This window comes from Rhizobium sp. S152 (assembly GCF_030380735.1).
In the GTDB taxonomy this organism is placed as follows: domain Bacteria; phylum Pseudomonadota; class Alphaproteobacteria; order Rhizobiales; family Rhizobiaceae; genus Rhizobium.
Map to the genome: position 1 here is coordinate 538,258 of NZ_JAUDRZ010000026.1, position 21,238 is coordinate 559,495.

General features: G+C 57.3%; 25 protein-coding genes. 11 read left to right on the forward strand and 14 right to left on the reverse strand.

Annotated features, from left to right (window positions below):
• Positions 1-41: 41 nt before the first annotated feature.
• Positions 42-914 (forward strand): carbohydrate ABC transporter permease, encoded by an 873-nt coding sequence (locus tag QTL95_RS21765; RefSeq protein WP_289721990.1) that lies wholly within the window; start codon positions 42-44, stop codon positions 912-914.
• Between the two features lie 310 nt (positions 915-1,224).
• Complete coding sequence (locus QTL95_RS28970) at positions 1,225-1,746, forward strand: carbohydrate ABC transporter permease (RefSeq protein ID WP_442981342.1); 522 nt, start codon at positions 1,225-1,227, stop codon at positions 1,744-1,746.
• A gap of 12 nt (positions 1,747-1,758) precedes the next feature.
• On the opposite strand, the gene QTL95_RS21775 is transcribed toward QTL95_RS28970, so the two are convergent.
• Positions 1,759-2,820 carry a hypothetical protein gene (locus QTL95_RS21775; RefSeq protein ID WP_289721992.1) on the reverse strand — a complete coding sequence of 354 codons (1,062 nt, stop codon included), beginning with the start codon at positions 2,818-2,820 and terminating at the stop codon, positions 1,759-1,761.
• A gap of 523 nt (positions 2,821-3,343) precedes the next feature.
• On the opposite strand from QTL95_RS21775, the gene QTL95_RS21780 reads away from it, so the two are divergent.
• Together QTL95_RS21780 and QTL95_RS21785 are read left to right on the forward strand one after the other, a co-directional pair.
• Positions 3,344-3,772 (forward strand): hypothetical protein, encoded by a 429-nt coding sequence (locus QTL95_RS21780; RefSeq protein ID WP_289721993.1) that lies wholly within the window; start codon positions 3,344-3,346, stop codon positions 3,770-3,772.
• A 9-nt stretch (positions 3,773-3,781) separates the two neighbouring features.
• Positions 3,782-4,075, forward strand: a complete 294-nt coding sequence (locus QTL95_RS21785) for a hypothetical protein (RefSeq protein ID WP_289721994.1) — start codon at positions 3,782-3,784, stop codon at positions 4,073-4,075.
• A 103-nt stretch (positions 4,076-4,178) separates the two neighbouring features.
• Here the strand turns inward: QTL95_RS21785 and QTL95_RS21790 are convergent, their stop codons facing one another.
• Both QTL95_RS21790 and QTL95_RS21795 read right to left on the reverse strand, forming a co-directional pair.
• Entirely contained in the window at positions 4,179-5,147 is a 969-nt protein-coding gene (locus tag QTL95_RS21790) for a hypothetical protein (RefSeq protein ID WP_289721995.1), read from the reverse strand.
• Between the two features lie 132 nt (positions 5,148-5,279).
• Positions 5,280-5,714 (reverse strand): hypothetical protein, encoded by a 435-nt coding sequence (locus QTL95_RS21795; protein ID WP_289721996.1) that lies wholly within the window; start codon positions 5,712-5,714, stop codon positions 5,280-5,282.
• A 383-nt stretch (positions 5,715-6,097) separates the two neighbouring features.
• Here QTL95_RS21795 and QTL95_RS21800 point away from each other — a divergent pair, with 383 nt between their 5' ends.
• Positions 6,098-6,604 (forward strand): TetR/AcrR family transcriptional regulator, encoded by a 507-nt coding sequence (locus tag QTL95_RS21800; protein WP_289721997.1) that lies wholly within the window; start codon positions 6,098-6,100, stop codon positions 6,602-6,604.
• 123 nt (positions 6,605-6,727) lie between these two features.
• A complete protein-coding gene (locus tag QTL95_RS21805; RefSeq protein WP_289721998.1) occupies positions 6,728-7,729 on the forward strand; it encodes an alpha/beta fold hydrolase in 1,002 nt (333 codons plus the stop codon).
• 42 nt (positions 7,730-7,771) lie between these two features.
• On the opposite strand, the gene QTL95_RS21810 is transcribed toward QTL95_RS21805, so the two are convergent.
• From QTL95_RS21810 to QTL95_RS21840, 8 genes are all read right to left on the reverse strand, one after another.
• Positions 7,772-9,130, reverse strand: coding sequence for a dicarboxylate/amino acid:cation symporter (locus QTL95_RS21810; protein WP_289721999.1), 1,359 nt, complete (start codon positions 9,128-9,130; stop codon positions 7,772-7,774).
• A 184-nt stretch (positions 9,131-9,314) separates the two neighbouring features.
• Positions 9,315-9,683, reverse strand: a complete 369-nt coding sequence (locus tag QTL95_RS21815; RefSeq protein ID WP_289722000.1) for a hypothetical protein — start codon at positions 9,681-9,683, stop codon at positions 9,315-9,317.
• A 168-nt stretch (positions 9,684-9,851) separates the two neighbouring features.
• Positions 9,852-10,055: a cold-shock protein gene (locus QTL95_RS21820; protein WP_289722001.1), complete on the reverse strand. Its 204-nt coding sequence runs from the start codon at positions 10,053-10,055 to the stop codon at positions 9,852-9,854.
• 64 nt (positions 10,056-10,119) lie between these two features.
• On the reverse strand, positions 10,120-10,605 hold the full coding sequence (locus tag QTL95_RS28975; RefSeq protein WP_442981330.1) for a DUF427 domain-containing protein: 486 nt from the start codon (positions 10,603-10,605) through the stop codon (positions 10,120-10,122).
• Positions 10,606-10,703: 98 nt separating this feature from the next.
• The gene (locus QTL95_RS21825) at positions 10,704-12,092 is read right to left on the reverse strand and encodes an MATE family efflux transporter (protein ID WP_289722002.1); all 1,389 of its coding nucleotides are present in this window, start codon (positions 12,090-12,092) and stop codon (positions 10,704-10,706) included.
• Positions 12,093-12,221: 129 nt separating this feature from the next.
• Positions 12,222-13,202 carry a zinc-dependent alcohol dehydrogenase family protein gene (locus QTL95_RS21830; protein WP_289722003.1) on the reverse strand — a complete coding sequence of 327 codons (981 nt, stop codon included), beginning with the start codon at positions 13,200-13,202 and terminating at the stop codon, positions 12,222-12,224.
• A gap of 233 nt (positions 13,203-13,435) precedes the next feature.
• Positions 13,436-14,359, reverse strand: coding sequence for an XdhC family protein (locus QTL95_RS21835; protein WP_289722004.1), 924 nt, complete (start codon positions 14,357-14,359; stop codon positions 13,436-13,438).
• Positions 14,360-14,459: 100 nt separating this feature from the next.
• Positions 14,460-14,786, reverse strand: a complete 327-nt coding sequence (locus QTL95_RS21840; protein ID WP_289722005.1) for a hypothetical protein — start codon at positions 14,784-14,786, stop codon at positions 14,460-14,462.
• Between the two features lie 357 nt (positions 14,787-15,143).
• Between QTL95_RS21840 and QTL95_RS21845 the strand changes: the two genes are divergently transcribed.
• Positions 15,144-16,076, forward strand: a complete 933-nt coding sequence (locus tag QTL95_RS21845; protein ID WP_289722006.1) for a LysR family transcriptional regulator — start codon at positions 15,144-15,146, stop codon at positions 16,074-16,076.
• 94 nt (positions 16,077-16,170) lie between these two features.
• Here QTL95_RS21845 and QTL95_RS21850 read toward each other — a convergent pair whose 3' ends face one another.
• A complete protein-coding gene (locus tag QTL95_RS21850; RefSeq protein ID WP_289722007.1) occupies positions 16,171-16,497 on the reverse strand; it encodes a YciI family protein in 327 nt (108 codons plus the stop codon).
• Positions 16,498-16,668: 171 nt separating this feature from the next.
• On the opposite strand from QTL95_RS21850, the gene QTL95_RS21855 reads away from it, so the two are divergent.
• Positions 16,669-17,103 (forward strand): hypothetical protein, encoded by a 435-nt coding sequence (locus QTL95_RS21855; protein ID WP_289722008.1) that lies wholly within the window; start codon positions 16,669-16,671, stop codon positions 17,101-17,103.
• 7 nt (positions 17,104-17,110) lie between these two features.
• Here the strand turns inward: QTL95_RS21855 and QTL95_RS21860 are convergent, their stop codons facing one another.
• Entirely contained in the window at positions 17,111-18,418 is a 1,308-nt protein-coding gene (locus QTL95_RS21860; RefSeq protein WP_289722009.1) for a GGDEF domain-containing protein, read from the reverse strand.
• Positions 18,419-18,489: 71 nt separating this feature from the next.
• On the reverse strand, positions 18,490-19,239 hold the full coding sequence (locus QTL95_RS21865) for a transporter substrate-binding domain-containing protein (protein WP_289722010.1): 750 nt from the start codon (positions 19,237-19,239) through the stop codon (positions 18,490-18,492).
• A 314-nt stretch (positions 19,240-19,553) separates the two neighbouring features.
• Here QTL95_RS21865 and QTL95_RS21870 point away from each other — a divergent pair, with 314 nt between their 5' ends.
• The 3 genes from QTL95_RS21870 (at position 19,554) to QTL95_RS21880 (ending at position 21,228) form a co-directional block, all read left to right on the forward strand.
• Entirely contained in the window at positions 19,554-19,901 is a 348-nt protein-coding gene (locus QTL95_RS21870; protein WP_289722011.1) for a DUF3140 domain-containing protein, read from the forward strand.
• Positions 19,902-20,152: 251 nt separating this feature from the next.
• Entirely contained in the window at positions 20,153-20,554 is a 402-nt protein-coding gene (locus QTL95_RS21875; protein ID WP_289722012.1) for a DUF2177 family protein, read from the forward strand.
• A 47-nt stretch (positions 20,555-20,601) separates the two neighbouring features.
• Complete coding sequence (locus QTL95_RS21880) at positions 20,602-21,228, forward strand: hypothetical protein (RefSeq protein WP_289722013.1); 627 nt, start codon at positions 20,602-20,604, stop codon at positions 21,226-21,228.
• The last annotated feature ends 10 nt before the right edge of the window (positions 21,229-21,238 follow it).

Genomic DNA, 21,238 nt, shown 5'->3' on the forward strand with positions numbered 1-21,238 from the left:
TGCGACAGCAATCCAGTGGCGCGCGATGGACCTCGAGGAGAATGGGTTACCTGCCTTACGCCTTTCTCTTCCCAACGGTTTTGGTATTGGCGATGGGCTTCGCATATCCAGCGGGCTTCGGGATCATCGCAAGTTTCAGGAGCATGAAGCTCACGCGACCCGACCTAGACGGTTGGGTTGGCCTCGCTCAGTACGGAAAGCTCCTATCCGATCCAGCGTTCTGGTCGACGCTTTGGACGACCGCGATATTCGTCTCGACGACCTTAGTGCTGGAATTCGTCCTGGGGCTTGCAACGGCTTTGCTGCTCAATCGCCGACTTCCAGGCTCCGGCATCTTTGCCATCCTGATCGCTCTCCCTTATTTCCTGCCCAACATCGTGGCCGGGCACATCTGGGCTTTAATGCTCGACGCCCGCTTCGGCCTGATCAACGAGCTGCTTGTTCAGTTCGGCTTCCTGAACGAATACAAAGCATGGCTTGCTGACCCCGTCTCGGCCCTCGCCAGCGTCGTCCTCGTCGAGGTGTGGCACGGCTTCCCCTTTTTCACCATCGTTCTGCTGGCAAGTCTTCGTTCGCTGCCAGGCCCCGTCATAGACGCAGCCAAGATCGATGGTGCAGGCTCTGCCGCCCGGTTGAGGTACGTCATCTTGCCCTTGATGAAGACCGTTATCATTGCCGCGGTGGTTCTGCGCGTGATTGTCATTACGACTGCTCCCGACCTGATCTTCGTTCTTACAGGCGGCGGTCCTGCGGGCGCGACTGAAGTCCTGTCTCTCCTTGTCTTCAAGACGGCCTACGGCGATCTCGACTTCGGGTACGCAGGCAGTCTGTCGGTTATCCTTCTCGCGATCCTGATCGCGCTTACCGCAAGCTACACTCGTGCTCTGGACTCAGGGACCCAAGCCGATGGGTAGTCTCCGACGCAAGTTTCTCAACTTGGCAACCTATGCCGCACTCACAGCAACAGCGCTTTTCACTAGCGGCCCGCTTTTGTGGATGGCGATCACTTCGCTCAAAATCGAGAGTGAGATTGTGACCCGGCACTTCCAATATTTTCCCTCGAAACCTGATTTCTCCAACTACACCCGGATGTGGACGCAGTCGGGATATCCAACCCTCCTTTGGAACAGCTTTGCGGTCACCCTGCTCGCACTCGCCATATGCACTGTCCTTGGGTCACTGGCGGCATACGCTCTTTCCCGATTTGCGTTCCCTGGCCGCATCATCCTCTTGAACACCATCATCCGCACGAGGATGTTCCCGGTCGTATTGATGCTAGCCCCTTTGTTTATGGTGCTCCGGTCGATTGGCTTGGTCGACACCAAGCTTGGTCTTGCGCTTGCCTATTCGGCGGTATTGCTTCCGTCCTTCATATGGATTTTGAAGGCCTTCATCGACCGGGTGCCCCGCGAACTCGACGAGGCAGCTGTGCTTGATGGCGCTTCTACGATCGCAACGATGATCAGGGTCATCATTCCCCTCGCCGTGCCGGGGCTCGCAGCTGCAGGATTGTTCACAGCGGCCGGCGCGTGGAACGAGTTCCTGTTCGCCTTGATGTTCACCACCAGCCAGGGTTCCAGGACATGGCCCGTGGGTCTTCAGCTGATGGTGGGGGATTTCCAGCTACCTTGGGGGATGATCGCCGCGGGAGGGGTTCTAAGCACCCTCCCCGTCCTGGTGATATTTATTGTCGGCAGGCGACTATTGGCGAGGGTACTGGCCGTCGACAGGGGATCAGATTTGTGAAGCCCTGCCTCATCATTGGAGATCGTCCCGAATGTCTGGCAGGCGTATATCTCGGAGTGCTTCCGGGATCGGAACGACGTACTCGCGACGTCCAGACAATTCGATACTTCCCGAAACTCGACTGATGCGTAGATCAATAGCTGACCGACTGTCTGCGGCCCACTGCCCAAGTCGTTGCATATTGATAGGTCGAACGAGCTTCAGCTCTTCGTCCAACTCGCCCTTGATCCGCTGGACCTTGCCGAGGAAATTCTTCACTTCCTTGACGGCAGCCACCCGCTGCATATGCGGAGCGCCCCTGACGGCTTCGTCAGTCATAGCTGCATATGGCGCGAATTCCTTCATTGCCTTTACCAACTGCGGAGCCTTGGGACGCCTGTCGGGGTTCAGTGCAGTGTGACCCTCCAACCGAAAAAGGGGTGAGGCAATCTTGCGTTTGAACTCAACCATCTTCCCATTTTCGAACCGATAATCCGAAATCTCCTCCCGGACATCGAGCGTCCCGTTACGGACCTGACGCCACAAGGGAACGTCGAGCGACACCTCGATCCGATTGGATAGCACCGCAAAGAAGATATCGGCAGCGCGTGCAGCCTCGAAAACCTCGTTCGCGACTTCAAGCCACTCAGGCATCTTGTGAATGCGGTTCAAAATATAATTGAGGCTCTGCCGCTCCTTAGTCCGTCGGCGTAGTCCCTCCATCGCCTCCTCGTGCCCTGCGGCATTCAATGTCGCGAAACACTTGGGTCCGATCAGCCTGATGACCTTTTCATCAGGAAAGTAGGCGATCACGCCGCTGCCGAATTTTCGATGGTTGGGTGAGCAGCATGGACAGGGAATCCAGAGTTTTGCCGCTCTTGCTTGCCGAGGAATGTCGAACGTGTCCGCGTAGTACACGTTGGAACCCGGCGCTGGGTTGGTATGAGTATGGCCCCACCAAGTCCATGTTTCGCCGGTGGCCGCGATATGGTCCTTGATCTCGCGGATCAGTACTTCGTCTGGAGGGCTGTCGAACTGGGATTTGATTGAGCGGGCAGCGAGCGAAATTTCTACGAAATTCGGACTGTCAATCAAGCGAATCACTCACGTTGTTGAACTCATCCTAAAATACTGCAAGCAGAGTGCGCTTCAAAGCCGACTGAGCGGAATTTGTTAGTATTGTCCGAGAGTTTCGTAGTTTTCCTCAAGTGTTTCCCGCTGTGTCACGGACGACTACATCGTCTCGCACAAGAGTGCTTTCCCCAAGGTACTGCTATGGTTTTCGCAATGGTTGATCACACGGGCATTCTGAAGACGTCGTTTGGGTATGGTTCGACGACCGAGACTTACGATGCCGAGGCCGATTGCGCGAATTCACGCACTGCTTCGACCAAAGGCACAACGCCTCCAGCGGCGTTGCCTCGCCTGTAAACTCGCGCATTCACGAGCTCTGGTTAATCCAGAAGCGGCATACGTTCATGACGCATGAAGCTCTCTAACCAAAACGGGGTGGTCAAGGTCAAGCCGCTGGGGTCGGGATATTAATGATACTTTAACTTGCAGTTTGACGCACCGCACGTTTCTGCGATTGTCGCCTCGGGCAACTGAGGGGTTTTCCGTGAACATTTATCCAATAGCTCGGCGAGTTACCGCCGGCGCAGTGGCGCTCGCTCTAGCGGGATGCACCACAACACAAGCCGATTTCAAGAAAAAGCCTGAAGCCGTCAGCAAGGCAGCACTCTGCCGGACCTTCATGGAAACCAAAGACCAGGTCTTCTACCAAGACCTTCTAGGCGAACTGTCAAAGCGCAAGATTGGACCGATGGAATGCTACCAGATGGTCCAACAGCAAAACCAGGCTGCTGCCGCGCTTGTCGCCATTGCCGTTGTAGGTACGGCAGTCGCGGTGTGCGCCAATAACAACTGCGGGAACTCCTATTATCCGACAAACACCTACCGGGGTAACTGCCAATACGATTGGCAATACGACGCCGCGGGCAATCGTTGCGGACATCGCAGTGCTTGGTCACGTCCGGGCGGCTTCTGAGGTTTCACGATGACATCCGACAAATACACGAAAGCAGCCCTCACCGTGATCGCCGTTTGCCTTGCAGGCCTCCTCGGCGAACGGATTTACGACCGACTTGCCACGCCTCTCCCCGCGCGAGTCTATGTGATGGGTGGCGACCTCTCCGTAACGGTCGACGGCGGAACCCTTTCCGAGGTTGATCGCGTCGGATCGGTCGGGTCATTAGGCTCAGTTGACGACACAATTGGCGTCGACGTCAAAGGCGGAAAGCTGGACTACGAGACGGATGCCTATGGCACGCTCAAAGTCAGTACGAGATAGAGCAGTCACATCTATCGCCTAGATGCCATTTTCTTCTACCTCGTCGAACTGTTCGACGTTGATTGGCTCGATCCTGTCGAGCACGTCATCCCAATCGACGCGCCTACTCCCCGTTATCGGTACTGTCGTAAAAATTTCCGCCACTCCTTAGGTGAGCGTAGGGGTGCTCTCCGTTTCCGCCGTAGCGAGGCGCGGAACCCCTGAAGACAGCCCCACTGAAGTCGCAGCTTTCGAAGGTATTGTTCCTCAAAAACATGTGTGACAGCTCGCGGATGTCGCATCCGGTGAAATGACACCCTTTGAAGCGCCGCGAGCCTTTTTCCACCGCGACTTCCTCAAGATGAGACTCTTCGAATCGATATTGCCCCACTTCCGCAATTATCGGAAACTGGACGTCGTCAATGTAAGCATTCTTGTAGAAAAGCGACCTCACACCTCTGATCCCGTACGCATACCTCTTCTTCTCTCCAGAAAAGATGAGCCGAAGGTTTCGCGATGAGGACTTTCCGCCCCTCGCACCCACGCCGACGGCTTCTCTGGCTGCATCGAAAACTTTTGCCTTTTCACGAGGCTCGTAGGTCTCTTCAATGAGGTCGACCAGAATATCCATCGCCTGAGATGCGAACGCTCCCTTAGGAGACACGACGACAGCCTGCAGAGCTGCCACGCCAGACAAAACGTGGGATGGTTTGTCTTCACCGAGAAGCTTCGTCCCGTCCATAAGGAGCTTGGCTAGGTTCTCTTCATCCTTGGCGTCATTTTGACGTCTCGTCTGAGCGAGTTGCTCGGCTTGATGGGCAATTTGCGCAGCCTGATACTCCAACTGTTTCGTATTCAAGACGCCACGCCAGGCAATGGTGCAAAACGTGACGACCGCGATCAACGCGGCTCCAAACGGGGTGAACGCCTGAGCGCGCGGCGGCATTTCACGGACGTCGCCGCTAAAAACCCAAGCTGCGACGAAAACAAAAATGCACATCGCGATGATAGAAGCGGCGAGCGCTAACGAGAACCAAGTTTCCGCTTTGATCTGCGGGCCATCTGGCACCCGCCCGCGAACATCATCTTCCACACTATCCCCCGGCAATTCGGCTTGAATTGGCTCGACGCTAGCCGCTCCGTGTTCTCTGTTCAATTAGGGTTGCAGGTAAGCGGCAGGGACATCCATAGATTTATTTTCATGGTGCCCCTGCGCTGATGCTGTCTACTTTACGATCGAAATGTCGTTTGAAACCGCCGTGCAAAGTTCCGACGTAGGCTTTGGCATCACCTCTCCGTTTACCGAATAGGCCCTAAACTGGTCGGAGATGCTGGCGATATGGGCTTCAAGCCTTGCGCACTGCCGTTTGTTCAAGTCTCGCAGCGTCATACGATAGACAATTGCGCCACCCGCAAGGTTCGCCTTGACCGCTAGATCGTGCGCAACGAGATAACGATTGGTGCTCAAGGTAGGAACATCGGCCTCAGTGAACCGGTCGTCCGCTGGATGAGCCGAGCGAAAGTTCTCGGTCTCCGAAACCGCGAAATTGAAGGCGTTGATCAGTCCCGTGTCATCCACGGATGAGTAAACGTAGTACCCGAGCCCGACGCCCAAAGCGAGCATTGCGGCTGCCAGTCCAATTAGTTTGAAGTCTTGCATTGCTTTCCCGACGGCTAGTTTTATCCGCCCGGAGAAATCAGCGTTCGGACCACGGAGGATTCCGCTGTTCCTGTACCTCGCGGCCCAGAAGCATCTCCCCACAATGAACTATCATCATCGATAGCAGCCAGGACAACATCACATCCCCTCTCACGACGGGCATCATTTGCGTCGTCCAACGCTCGATGACTTCGTATGCGATCGGTTTCGGTTCCACGTTCCAGCGTCTCCCACCATCTCCTTGGGCGACAAATTGATGACCTAGTTTTGTACCAATTGGAACAGTATTTGTGTATGTGTCGCGAAATAGTATTGTTGCCGAAAGGAAATCGACATGGGTACGTCCAAGTCGGGCGAGCGATTCTCGCCGACGCATACTGGAAGTGGCATCTAGTCTCTTCCAAAAGCGCGGGTTGGATGGAGTCGGACTCGTCACACTCATGAAAGCCGCAGGCCTTAGTCACGGCGGCTTCTACGGCTATTTCGAATCAAGACGAGCTCTGGTCGTCGAAGTCCTCGCCGACACGCTGGACCAAGCGCTCGAGGAACCGACAGCAAGGTCCCTGGACGAGTTTGCCTCGACATATCTATCTCGTGCGCGGAACCAAAGTGCGGGGCCTGGCTGCGCGCTTGCGTATCTCGGCAGCGATATCGCACGCCTGCCGCCTGAAGACCGCAAGCACGTTTCGAAGTACGTGAACGAAAGGATCGACCAAGTCGCCAGCCTCCGCCGCACGACAGGCGACGTAACAGATCGATCGCAAGCTATTTCCGACATCGCCGTCCTGCTCGGCACAGCTGTTCTACTGAGAGCGATCGATGACGAAGGACTCGCGGTGGAAATCCAAGACGCTGTCTTGGGTGGAATGACGAAGTTGGCGGCCGAATAAGCCGGAAACGCCACGCGTTCCCAAAATGGAGGCTTCATACAATTGATCGGCAGCACCGAGGAATAGACTGCCCTCTCCCAGCAGCCCTTTACGGGCGAACGAGACAAAATGGAGGATAGGACCATGACGGGCAACATCATAGGATCGGCAACCCGACGGGACGTGTTACAGGCACTTGCCGGACTGGCGGCCGCCACCGCGGCAACCGCGGCGGCATCGCCTGCCGTGGCAGAGTCCAAGGTTGCGACGAGCGCTTCCAAATCGGCCGGCGGATTTACCGAGCGTACAGTCATGCGGGACGGTCACAAGATTTACGTTCGCGATTACCCAGGTGCCGATCCAGCATACGTGATGGTCCACGGCTTTCCTGACAACAGTCGGATTTACGAACTGATCGCTCCGATGCTGTCCGCTGCCGGACACCGCGTCGTGGCGTTCGATTTCCTGGGATTTGGCGCTTCGGACAAACCCAAGGGTTACGCCTACAGCTTCGCCCAGCAGATCGAAGACATGAACGCTGTGATCAACGACCTCAAGCTGGGAGAAGTAATTCCAGTCGGCCATGATGCTGGCGGGCCTGCCGCAGTGAACTACGCTCTAGACAACAAGGACAGAGTGGCGTCCCTGGTACTGCTGAACTGCTACTATGCGGATTCTCCAGCGCGATCCTTCCCGGACTTCATCGAGCTCTGCTGCAATCCCAGAACCAAGCTGCTCGCCCATGCGATGATGACCGATCCCAAGCAAGCAGGATATCTGTTCAATTTTCAGCAAGGCCTGCTGATGGCCAACATGACGCCGGAAATCCGCAAGAAATTCGTCGACGAGATGCAGCCGATCATCGCGCACAACTTCACGCAGAAGGAAAGCGCGATGCCGGCTTTCCTCGCGATGACGGGCAACGCATACGAGAATCTCGCGGCGAATACCGCGCGCGTCCCCGAACTCGCGGAATTCAAGAAGCCCGTGAAGCTGATATGGGGTGCGTGGGACAAGTACCTGAGCGTGGCCACCGCCAAAGACATCGCGTTGCACTTCCCCAACGCCCACTTCACGGGTCTGGAGGCCGAACACTGGCCACAGTGGGATCGGCCCGACGATGTCGTGAAGGCGATGCTTTCCTGAGCCAAGCCAGAAGCACCGGCACCACGCCGGTGCTTCCGAGCGCTATGCGCTTACCGCGTCCTTCTGGTCCAACAACTCGACACCCTTTGCATCGTAGTAGACCGCTTCGTCGAGAATGCCTTGGCGTTTCGAAACGATGATCGGCACGAGGACCTGACCAGCGACGTTCACCGCCGTCCGGCCCATGTCGAGAATGGGATCAATAGCGAGGAGCAAACCAACACCTTCAAGCGGAAGTCCGAGCGTGGACAGTGTCAGCGTAAGCATGACTACCGCCCCTGTGAGGCCAGCAGTCGCGGCCGAGCCGAGAACAGACACGAAGGCGATCAGGAAATACTCCTGGAGCCCGAGCGGGACCTGGTAGAACTGAGCGATGAAGATTGCCGAGATCGCGGGGTAGATCGCCGCGCAACCGTCCATCTTGGTGGTCGCGCCCAGCGGCACTGCGAAAGCTGCGTATTCTCGAGGCACGCCAAGGCTCTTCTCCGTGACGGCCTCGGTCACAGGCAGCGTGCCGACAGATGAGCGCGAAACAAAGCCGAGCTGGATCGCAGGCCAAGCGCCGGCGAAGAAGTTCGCGGGCTTCAGGCCGTGAGCGATCAGGATGATCGGGTAGACGACGAGCAAGACGATCGCCAAACCGATGTAGACCGCTCCAGCATACCAACCTAGTTGCGAAAGCGTTGTCCAGCCGTACTGGTCAACCGCGCGCCCGAGGAGGCCGATTGTGCCGATCGGTGTCAGGCGTATCACCCACCATAGTATCTTGCGGACGATGGCGAGCAGCGATGCATTGAAAGCCAGAAAGCTCTCCGCGGCCTTCCCCGCTTTAAGGGCGGCAACCCCGAATGCGATCGACACCACGAGCAGCTGGAGGACGTTGAAGTTCAGCGATGTCGATGCCGACCCGTTTGTGAGCCTCGTAGAAGCTTCTAGCCCAAGGACGTTGGCCGGAACCAAACCCTTCAGGAAATCGAGCCACGACCCTGCCGACGAGGGAGCGTGCGCCGAGGCCGCTGTGACCGCGGAATTGACGCCGGGCTGTATGACAAGGCCGAGGACAATGCCGATTACAACCGCGATCAGCGCAGTGATCGCGAACCACAGGAGGGTCTGCCACACAAGTTTGGCGGCGTTGTTCAGGTTTTTGAGGTTTGCGATCGAGGCGACGATGGCAGTGAAAATCAACGGAGGGACGAGCGCCCTGAGGAGTTGGACGAAAATCGTTCCTATTGTCTGTAGGGTGACCGAAAGTCCGTTCGGATTGCCTGCGGCATCGGGACCGATGTTGCGGGCCAGCAGGCCCAGGGCGAGGCCGACAACCATGGCGGCCAGAACCTGAAAACCAAAATTTCTATAGAAGGGTGGTTTTTTCGTTACAGAGACTGAGGGGTGGGACATGCTGACGAGAATCCTTCAATGCCAAAAAATTCGGCTAATGCTTGAAGGATAGGCAAGGATAAGTCGAAGTGAAGGGATTGAGACCCTTCAATTCAACGCCTGCGCGAAATCTTTTCCGAGGAACAAGGTCGCGGTGAAACGTTTTACCGATGTATCTGGGGCGAGGCAGCGGATGCGCAAACCCCTAGTCGACGGCAACTTTCGCTCGGGGAACATTCGTCTGGCGAAGTAGCACGAGCGCCTCTGCATAAATCTCGCGGCGTCGCTCTTCTCTCATAGAAATGAGACGCTTTCGCTCGTCGGGCGGCAGCTTGGCAGGCTCCGATGTTGCGGGCTTGATATCTTCGGATTCAACGAAATCAATCAGGAGATTCCGCATCACACCGTTGACTTCGCGAAGATCACACAGCTCGGCCATCACCGGCGAAGCCAAAAGCCTGCGATTGATAGCTTCGTCGATCGACTTCTCTGTAAGACGTGTTTTCAGGGCGAAGTATCGCAAGACAACTAATGCGCAAATCGCGACGACGGCTGCTGATATGGTGACGAACATGGAAGTGGCTCCTGACACCAAATGTAGATCGTCATTTCGAACACGATGTTCAATGCCTGAAGGCCAAAGGTGTTGTTGGGAGAGGCACATCACGAAAAAAGGCCGCGCTGTTAGCAACGCGACCCTTTTGCAGTTGATGTGACGCGCTCGCAGAGAGCCCCGTGAGACTTAGAGAACCGAGACGTTCTCGGCCTTTGACTTTCCAGTCTTGCGATCCTGACCGACCTCGAAGCTCACCTTGTCGCCTTCGCGAAGCGAACCGCCCCGCGACAGAGCCGACACGTGGACGAACACGTCCTGGCCGCCATTCTCCGGGGTGATAAAGCCGAAGCCCTTGTCGTCGTTGAAAAACTTTACGGTACCTGTAGCCATAAAACCTGTGTCCTCGTGGTTTGGCATGAATGCGTGGGCAACCTATAGCCCGTGGCGGCGGCGTTCAACCGCTCGCCCGAATTGTTTTTGGAAGGAGGGCAACACGGTCAACCGCCTTGTCGCTGAAGGCGATGTGCGAGGAAAACGCCGGATTCGCGCCATCCCCACTGCATGTCCATCCAACGCGACGAACCCGAGCTCCGTTGACCATGACGTCGTAGTATTGACGCTCGGGCTGGATGTTCGATGATCCGGCGCTAGGCCGTAACCAACGAGTATTAACGTCGTCTTGGGGAATGATCCAAACCGCTTCCTCTGTTCGAACGCGGATCAGGAACGCACGACCGCTGTCGGCGATGACCCGACCTCCGGCGAAGATCACGACACGGCCATCTGCTGGCTCGGCCCATAGGTCATCGTCTACTATTGCGGAATTTTGTGACATTGGTCGCCTTATGAATGCCGTTCGGGCGATGATGTGGGTGATCCGGGCGGACGCTTTTAGCGAGCAGTTTCTGATTGCTGTTGCCAGAAACCGGAACAATCCCATCAGCCGTTGATCGCTCGCACCGAGGCGGCTTGGGGACCGCCTCGTTGCGACGCATTGCCCGACACCAGGAGAGGGGTAGGACGCCGGGCATTTCCTATTTACCTGAACCACGCACCCGAGCGGATCGCCACGAGCGTTACGACGCCATAGGCAATTTGAGAGGCGGCAAGGGCGAAGAAGATCGTCGTTATATTGCCCGTAAACTGGACGGCCAGGTATCCGGCACCCAGCGCGATCGTAACTCGAACGAACGCCGCGATCAGTGGCCAGCGGAGCTTACCCGCTCCCTGCGAAGCGAAGTACAGAGCGAGACCAAGGCCAAAGAAACCGTAGGCCGGGCCGACTGTCCGCAGGTATGCGGAGCCGACAGCGATGGTCTCAGGGTCGGCGCTGAAAAGCTGAATCCACTCGACCGGGAAAATCGCGGCTACGACACCGATGATTTCGGTAAGAACGAACGCTAGGGCACCGCCGGTGAGGCCGATCTTGAGCGCACGGTCATTTTGACCTGCCCCGATGTTCGCGCCGACCAGAGCGACCAGTGGAGCGCCGATGCCAAAGATCAACGGGATCAGGAGATACTCGAGACGCGCCCCGGTCCCGAAGCCAGCGACGCCCGCGGCACCTTCCCTGGCGGCCACAATTGCTGTCACGCCACCGATAATCACGTTGGTCAGGACTGCCATGATGGCGGAGATCGCCCCTACCCTGAAGATGGTGGCGAACAGCTCCCATTTCATGGGAACCCAAGTGAACTTGACGGTGCTGCGCCCCGACAGGATGTACCAGAGCATCGCGATCGTGCCACCGATGTTGTAGAGCGAGTAGGCCAGACCGCCTCCTGCGATGCCGAGCGCCGGGATCGGACCGAAACCGAAAATCAGGATCGGCGAGAGCGGCACGAGCAGGAAAGCGCCAACGCAGATGATCGCCGCCGGGAACCACATGTTGCCCGTGCCGCGTATCAGGCTCGCAAGTCCGTTCATAACCCAGATGAACACGCTCGTGGCAAAGACAACGTTCGAGTACTCGAGTGCTGCGGCAAGTTCTCCGCCCTGCCCGCCAAGCGCGCGATAGATCGGGACGCCAAACGATACGAAGAGTACAGAGAAGAAGACCCCGATTACCACATTGATGACGATGGCATGCAGGACGAGCGAGTTCGCCACGTCGCGCTTACCGCCGCCCAACGAACGGGCAACAGCCGAAGATATGCCTCCGCCCAGAGCGCCGGCGGAGATCATGGTCATCAGCATGACGGGCGGGAAAACCAGAGCCATTCCAGCAAGGGCGTCCATCCCAAGCCGAGACAGCCACCAGGTCTCGATGAGGCCTGTGGATGCCTGGGCAAGCATGATCAGAATGTTTGGCCATGCCAGCTTCACCAGCAATGGCAAAATGGGCGCTTGGAGGAGACGCTGCGTCCTGGCATCTACTGGAGGCTCTGCGACGTCTGGCGAATCGATAACGACTGATAGGTGGGACATGGGTTTCCTGGGAGGTTTGGACCACCGCGGCTGAGCCCAAGAAAATTGGAAGGGCCAGCAGCGATGTCGTTTGGTTCAGATGGCGCGACGGAGACGCAATCGATCGATCCGTTTCACAGGTTCGTCGAGTTACGATGCACTCTTCGTGTCGAGCTTGAGGAGGACCTTGCCGCCCGCTTCCGCATGAGCAACGGCGGCGACGATTTCCGAAATCGGGTAAGTCGCCGCGACGGGCGCATAGAGCTTTCCAGCCGCAATCATCTCGCTAGCCTCGGCGAGGATCGCTGGGATTTTCGCCTCGTATTCCGGCTGGACTTGATAGAAGCTGTGGAGATGCAACTCCTTCTCCATGATGGGTCGCAGGTCACCGGGCAAAGCGTAGCCTTGCGGAAAGGCATAACCCAAAAGATATCCGCCCGCGGACAGCATTTCCGCAATCCTTGATGGGGCAGTGCCGCCGACACCGTCCATGCCCAGAAGCAGCTTCTTGTCGCCGATCGCGTTTTTGACCGCTGCGGGCGCGTTGTCGTCGTCCAGAAGCACTATCTCGCTTCCAAGGCTCTTGATTTCATCGATAACGTCGGCTCTCCGGACCAGACTTATGATCCTATACCCGCGTGCCTTCGCGAACGCGATCACCGCGCGCCCGACACCTGAGTTGGCCGCATTTTGTACGATCCAGTCGCCTGGCTGAAGATCGACGAACTCGCTCAGCATGAGGGCCGCAGCGGGCGGATTGATGCGCAACATCGCAAGCTGCTGAACGTCGGCCTCAGGTGGTTGCTTGATGAGATCATCCGCCGGAACCAGCATGCGCTCCCGCCACGTCATGGCGTAGACCGGAAGCATGACCCGATCGCCTTTCTTCAGGGCGGTGACTTCGGGACCAATATCGATGACCTTCCCCACACCTTCGTTGCCTACGGGTGTCGGCAGAGAGGGATTGTAGTGAAACGTACCTTTGATAAGGAGGAGATCATTCACGTTGATCGGTGCATATTCCATTTGCACAAGCACCTGATTGCCCGCAGGCGCAGGCGGCTCAGGCGTTTCGACAATCTTCAGCACCTCTGCCGGCGTGCCGAACTGGGAAATCTGGATCGCTCGCATCGTGGAATCCTTCCGTCGGGCCTACCACGGCTCTCGCCTGATGTTTTGGCCGGTTAAATGTGAAGTCAAAACCGTAGGTCCCGCCTAGCTCGGCGGATTGTACGTTCACTCCATATTTGGGGACGGGATTCCGGATCACTTATCTCCGTCGGCGTATAACACCTATACGCTGAGTGCCCTGAGCAGAGATCGCGGGAGGCTCTTCGCACGTCTCGGCCGGCCTACGGTGGCGCTTAAACCCGGACCTGCGTGGTCGCCATGTCGGCCAAACAGGAAATCGCCAGAAAGCGGGCGTTCCGAGCATGTGGGAACAGCCCGATCGGCGCGCGAATTCGATTGATGTCCGCCTCGGGAACACCGTGTTCACGAAGTCTTAGGACGCGGCGATCATGCGTCCTAGAGCTTCCAAGCGCCCCTACATAGAACGCCTCCGATGCGAGCGCGGCTCGGAGAAAGGGCATTTCCAGGTCGAGGTCATGATAGAGCGACGCCACGGCGGTGTCGGAATCGAAGCACCCGTCCGTCGGCCCCCCTCCACCCCTATAGTCGTGAACCAGCACGTCGTAGTTCACAGAATTGGCGACCTTGGACAGGGATTCCACCTCGAGAGCGCCGCCGCTGACAACGACTCTCACCCGAGGTCGATAATCCACCAGAAATGCGTCTTGAACCCAGCCCGTGACGCCAAGCGACGGAGACAACTCCAATTTCTGGAGTTTCGGTTCATAGCGCAATGCGACCGGGCGGCGATTTGCCAGATGGGCCACGACGGCATCCAAGCTGAAACTACTTCTGAGCACGTGGATCGCCACCGTTAGGCCTCCGCCACACGGGAGCTGCACGTCGAAGAACTCTGACCCGCTGCCGAGCATTAGAAATCGATCGCACGATCTGATGATCGCGTCCCGGGCCTCGGCAGCGATTGCGGCCTCGACGCAACCTCCGGAGATATATCCGCAATACCCCCCGTCGCCACGAATGGCCATCTGCGCGCCCAACGAGCGGGCCGCACCTCCTCGAACCTCCACGAGTGTAGCCAAAGCCGCACCTTGCCCACCGTTAACGCAATTGATCGCAAAACGGATGATATCTGTCGCATCGTCCGTTGTGACGACACGCATTGGAGCATCGATGTTGTTTTCGATGATCGTATGCATTGGCAAAGCCCCTGGAAGATCGCTTGCGTCTCTTCACTAAGGGGCTTGAACCTTGGCATCTTGTACAAACGGAACGCAAAGACGCCGTATCACCGGGTGGCTAGTGCAATACCCGAACCTCGGTGCCCAGGACCTCATCGTCGTCGTCGCTCGGGTGCGTTGTAACTGCGTACTGCCCGTATCTGTCAGACAGGGCCACCACGTAACTGATGCCCTGCTCCAAGAGAAGCTCGGTCGCCTTGAGATCGGCAGCGTGAATTCCGCACCCACGCAGCGTGCGAGCGAGATAGTTGGCGTTCTCCGCTGACACTCTGTCGCCTTGATCCTCGGCATCCTCGGCCAAGTCATCAAGGGTCTGCGCCACCCACGAAATCATGTTCGATCGCTCGTGACGGGTCATTTCGTTCAGCGTTCTTGCTGTCATCATCTTCCCTTCCATTGGCCATCGCGCGGCCGCATGCAACGCATTGTGGTGGAGACGGTCTGCGGTGGTGGGGATCACAGGGCGCGATTGACGCCCGATGGCCCGTATATAGCTCTGTGACGCCTGTCTGTACAAGGCGGCAACCTATGCGTTTCACGTATTGCTGAAATACGTTTTAGATGCTTGTCCAGTTTCAAGCTTCCAATACGGCCCGGAGGTTCAACTTCACATTTTCGCGGGTCGCGGGAGGAAATCCTAGCGAACTAAGCGGTCGCCGCCTTTTCCAAGCGGCAATCATTCGCCCATTTGAAGACCCGCGCGATCGTGTTAGGACGATCACGAAACCTTGCCGAGGCCTATATGAGCGATCAACTTTCCGCACTTCGCCTGTTCGTTCGTGTTGCCGCGACGGGAAGTTTTTCGCAGGCCGCTCGCGAACACAATCTGACACAGCCGACGGCCTCCAGAACGATTGCGTTGCTCGAGGAGCAGCTTGGCAACACACTGTTTGTACGCACCACGCGTGCCACAACGCTGACCGAAGCCGGGGCCGAATACCTGGCTCGCATCAAGCCGATACTTGAGGCACTCGACGAGGCCGATCACGCGGTCCGGGAGACCGGCGAGCTTCGCGGTAAACTACGTATTGGCCTCCCCTCGACCTTGGCGTCCCGCGTCGTTGTTCCGATCCTTTCGGGCTTCGTTGATCAGCATCCCAAGCTAAGGGTGGAGCTCGTCGTCGACGACCGCCGGCAGGACCTTATTTCGGAAAACGTCGACGTAGTTCTGCGGTTCGGAAAACTCCAGGACAGCAGCGCCATAGCGCGAAGCGTCGGCAGGTGGCCTCTCGTGGCAGCTGCCTCGCCGGGCTACATCGAGCGGAATGGTCTTCCTTCAACGCCGAGCGATCTGTCGCAACATCGTTTCGTCGTTGGCGGTCCTGCTGCGGGCACAGGCATCACATTCAGCAAAGACGGCGTCGACATCCCGGTCGAAATTAATGGAAACGTCGTGGTGACAGGAGCTGAAGCAGCCGTCGCAGCGGGCGTCGCGGGGCTCGGTGTCGTGGCTGCAAGCCTTCCAAGCATGGAGCGCGAAATCCTCCAGGGGCAACTCGTACGCCTGTTTTCGGATTGGGACATCGGCGAAATCACCGCCCACGCGTTGTTTCCCAGCGGCCAGGCACCAAAGCCATCGGCTCGGGCATTCGTCGAGTTTTTCGTCGGCGCGATCAGCGCGCAACGAGGTAAGTCATCCGTCAAGCCGGGGGAGACCCCCGCCTCCGGCGTCTGAAACTCGGGTCCCCAGATTACCGGGACCCGAGCTCCCATTCCGACCGCGAAATCCCAAAGAGCCATATCCGCGGTTGGAATGCTGGCCGATCCGATTAGTGGAACGGAACCCAGAGCGTCTTGATTTCGGCGTTCAGCAGGCCCGACTGAACGGTCGGATCGTCGGTGCCGACCTTGGTTGCTTCTTCGAGGCTGCCGACCTTGAGGATGGTGAAACCACCGTCTTCGAGCTTGCCGTTGAGACCGCCCTCTTCCTTCATGAACGGACCGCTGAGCACAACAATGCCCTTGTCGTGCAGCGAACTGACGTAGTTGGCATGGTCCATGAAACCGGGCTGCTCGTTATAAGGCGTGCCAGCCACCCACTTCGGGCCTGGGCTCTGGAAGACAACGTAGTAGTGCGGGCCTTCTGGATCGATCATCTTCATACTCCTGTGTTGCGCTTACTTGCTTCGACAAGTGCGATGACCAGAAGATAGGAGTGTCGGAGGAAGCCTAATAGAACGTTCCGACCAATAACACTCATGCAAGTGGCGTATGAGTTGAACCAATCATGGAGTTTGTCGTTGTGCTGAAAACCAGGAGAGCTATCCATGTTTCAGCAGCAGCCGTTCGGTCATAATCTGTCCCCAGCCAGCAACGAAACTTGGGCCCTACACGCTGCGAACGAGGCGGTCAGCGAATTCGTTCGCTTTGTCCGAGACACCAACGTTGGAAATGATCTCGTCGACGAGATCGAGCTGCCTCTCCCCAAACCTGTGTTGATCGAAGCATTCAAGCGAGTGATCGTCGCGGAGGAGCGGCCGGAGATGCGCGCCTTGCTTCTCAAAGCTGGGCTGATGCTGTCTCATTATCACGTTGGGCTTGGCGAGCGGATCAGGGTGACACCGATCGCTTCGCACAGACGCGAGAAGTCGGGTGACCCGAGGCTTGAAGTTAAATTCAAACGCACTCTGCTATTTACGGCTGCGGAGAGAACACGGTTAACCAAAGTCTATGAAGAAGCGCTCAAGCGGGCCTTGCATTGAGCCAGCTCTACCCCGCAGACTTCCCTTCACGTCTCGAAACGTGCCCTTGGGCTTGAACAGAGTGATCGGCGACGGCTCGGTTCCTGCCACCGCTCTTGGCAAGGTAGAGCGCCTTGTCGGCGCGCGATATCAGATCGTTCATTTCGGAGCCATCACTACGCGAGGTGAACGAGACACCGATACTAGCTGTCATCGTCATTGAGTGGTCGCCTTCGAGTGGGATACGCATGGCTTCAATCCGTCGGCAGACAAAAGCCGCGTCCAGTAAAGCTTGGGCCTCGTTATCCGCGTTGTAGACAATCACGAACTCTTCCCCGCCGTAGCGCGCTGCGAGGGAATTCGGGAGGCGATCCAGCGAGAGAAGAAGCAGAGCCAAGCTCTGGAGGCATTGGTCGCCGACTTGGTGTCCGTAGCGGTCATTGATGGATTTGAAGTGATCGAGGTCGATTAGCAATACCGCAGTGCCACCGATCCTGGCGGTGTTGGCAAGCGCGGCATGGAGAAAGGTCTCGAATGTTCGACGGTTCGCTAGTCCGGTCAGCGGGTCTTCTTCGGCGAGCGCCTGTAACACCACATTCTTTCGCCGCAGTTCACTCGCCGTTTCCCCATAGGAAAGAACCGCGTCCCCGATCATCGCAAGCTCCGAAAGAACCGGACGCGTTTGAACGGGGATGGTTTGGCTGTTTTCGCTGATCTTCTTCAGGTTTCCGATAGCCGAAAGGATCGGCTTCGCAAGATGCCGTCGAGCGAGTAGGAGCAAGACGACGCAGAAAAATCCGGGCATCACCAGCGTCAACAAAACCGTGTACCTGGTACTTGCGGCTCCTGCCTCGATCTCCTGTGCAAGTTTGTCGGCCGCGAGCGCCGCGTCTCCGCTCAGCTCCTTCCCCATCTCGTCGATAATTTTGATCGCTTCGCTGTACGCAGCGGTCGCACGTTCCTCAAAAGTAAAGGCGGTGGTGTTCTGCCCAGCGCTGTCACGAGCCTGCTGCCGAGCCGCGGCGATCTCTTTCGCAAGGTTCGCCACGCTTTTCGAACCCGAAACGACGCGTTCGCCTGCATCGAAGGGAAAGCCCTGCGCTAGAGCCTGTATCTGAAGCAGAATTTGCCGTTCGAGGCGTCGGTCTCGTGCCAGATAGATCGCCCTGACAAGAGACGCCAGGCGCTCGGCTTTGACGGCATTGCGGGTCTGCGAAAGGATCAGGGGCAGCTGCGTTTCGCGTGTGAACTTCGCTTCCCGTTCGATTTTCGTCAGCAGAACGCCTGTAAATACTGCGGCGGCACAGGTGTACACGAGCGCGATGAGGAAAAGCACCCTACCCGCTGAGCTAAGCGAGATTTGACGCGACGACTGCCACCGTGACCACGACCTCAACATTGGCAGCCTTAGTAAATGCTGAAGGGGAAGTAGGCGTCATTGATCCGGTCGTATGTTCCGTTGAGTTTGATGTCCTTGAGAGCAGCGTTGACGCGGGCGAGTAGCGCCTGGTTTCCCTTGTGGGCGGTGATGTGCGCAGAACTTTGTAGGAAGTCGCTCGAGATCGGGTCTCCGACGTAGCTATACGCAGACCCTTCCGGCGTCTCCATGAACGTCAAGAGCTCGATGGCGTCACCGATGAGGAGATCGGCCTTCTTTTCGATCAGGAGCTTCCGGGCGGCTGGCTGGTCTTCGCCAAGCAGGATCGTGCTCTTGGAATAAGCCTTCTTGAGGTATTCGGCTTGGATCGTCCCGCTCTCCACGGCGATTCGCGCACCTGCCAGAGCTTCCGGTGAGCTGTCCTGGAACTTCTCATCGCCCACCAAGACGGAGTGGGAGCGGTAATAGGGTTCGGAGAAATCGATCCGGGCGGCGCGCTCTTTCGAATAGGCCATACTGGCTACGATCAAATCGTATTTGTTGGCTTCCAATCCTGCGATGATGTCGTTCCACGGGACGGCCTGGAAAGTGCAGTCCACAGACATCTTGGCGCAAATCGCCTTGGCAATGTCGACGTCAAATCCCTTGAGCTCGCCCTTGTCGATGAAGTTGAACGGCGGGTAAGCGCCTTCGGTCGCTATGCGTAGCGTTTCCGCTTGGCCTTGGCATACGGCAAAGATGAGCGTCAGGCCCAAAGCGATACTCAATCGTCGAAGCATATCGTAATCTCCTCAATGCCCGATTGTAACAAGCGGAGACTAATAAAGCTTTTCAACCACTACTTAAATCTCGAGGCCCACGTCCGACAATGTGTCGAGATTTGGTGCACGGCCGAAATGAGCATCGCGAGGTGCGCTCCAAATCGAAACATGTCGAGATTGCGCCCCTGCGCCGCCTGCAGTTCCGCGCTACGCGTTCACGACCTCGCGCCGAGCGGAGTTCGAGCTGCGCGGTGTCCAATCGGCATATGCAAATAGCCGCCGGAACCCTTTCGGACCTCTTCTGTTTTCTTGCAAACGCAAGGAGACTTCGCATGGCAAAAGAACTCGACCGGGACAAGATATGGAAAGACTTCGAAGACGCCGTCAACATGACGCCTTCGGCTCTTGAAAAGTGGCTGGGGACCGACGAAAGCCGGGAAAACGGGTGGAAAGAGGACGACGGGAGCGAGACCATCGGTCACCATTCGGGTCGCCGGATCGTCGCCATCAAAGGCAAGAAGAAGGCCAATCTTTCTGACGAGGACTACGAGCACATGCGCAAGGTCGTGGGATACGTTCACCGTCACTTGAAACAGGGCGGCCCGAAAGAGGACAAAGAGCACTCCCCTTGGCGGTACTCGCTCATGAACTGGGGTCACGATCCGCTGAAGAGAGGATGATGGCACCCGCATAGCTCGGCGACTGCTGACCACTATGCTCATTGTCGACCAGGGCTTTCCGTACAACCAGCGTCTCCGATGCGGCCATCAGCTCGCGCCGTTGAGCGGGTTTGCCAAGTTTTCGCTAGGAAGGATCGCCGGGGTGAACCCTGATCGAAAGCTCAATCTATTCAGGCCAATGCGAACGATCTCGGGAACAACCTAGTCCCATCGTGGTTCCTGCTCCGCTCAGAGCGCACAGGAGACGTCACATGAAGGCATTCGGCATTGCGTACATCGCGACACTCGCTTCTTTTCTGCTCATCGATGCGGTGTGGCTGGGCTTGCTGGCAAAGAATTTCTATCGTCAGCAACTTGGCGAGCTTATGCTGCCCTCCCCCAGCCTCGCGGTTGCCGCGGCCTTCTACGTGGTCTTTGCGATTTCGATCGTGGTACTTGCGGTGCGTCCGGGTCTCGGTGCAGGTTCGGTGTGGGTCGCGGTCGGATACGGCGCTGTCCTTGGGCTTGCGGCATACGGAACCTACGACATGACGAATCTTTCGACGCTGAAGGGATGGCCCGTTAGTCTGAGCATTGTCGATATGATCTGGGGAACCGTCCTCACCAGCGTTGCAAGCGCCTGCGGATACGCGGCAGCCCGGGCCATCACGTAGGGAAACACCGCATTGACGAGCAGCCGGACCTGCACCATCTATTCGACATGCCCAAAAAAGAGAAGAACGACGTTGAACTCATAAGAGGGTGGACGCTGCTTACGTCAGCGACACTTGGGTCTGCAGTGCGCGCGAAGGGTATCCTGCAAGAAATACAGGCCCGTCTTCCCGCGGCTTCAAAGAAGTCTATATCGTTGGAAGGCGTCGAACTGACACTGTCGATGCCGACCAGCAGTAAATCCGCATTCAATGCTGCAGTGGCCATTATATCGAATACTGTCGCAGAAGCCGAGAACCTGCCTGTCATACCGCGCGAAATTCAGGACATCCTGACGATCAAGCCGACCGAGAGGCACCGCTGGCTTGCGGACGGCCGTCTTCCTAGTGCGGGAACCCGGACCGTCAGGTTAAACGGGCGCGCTCGGCAAATCACCTTCCACGTCTTCGATCCTAAGGTCGTTGAGGACTTGCTCGACCGGGGAATTGTTGACGAGTGGCGCGTGGAAGACGCTGAAGCAAAGGCGGAAAAGCGTCGCAGGACGGCCTACGAGGCAAAGTTGGCGAAGTCCGCAAAGGCCGCCAAGAAGAAAAAAGTCAAGCCGACGAAGGCAGACGACGCGGCTTCTCAGCTAAGAGGCTGGGAGGAGTTCGACGTCGATGGGTTGCTACGCTAACTACAACAGC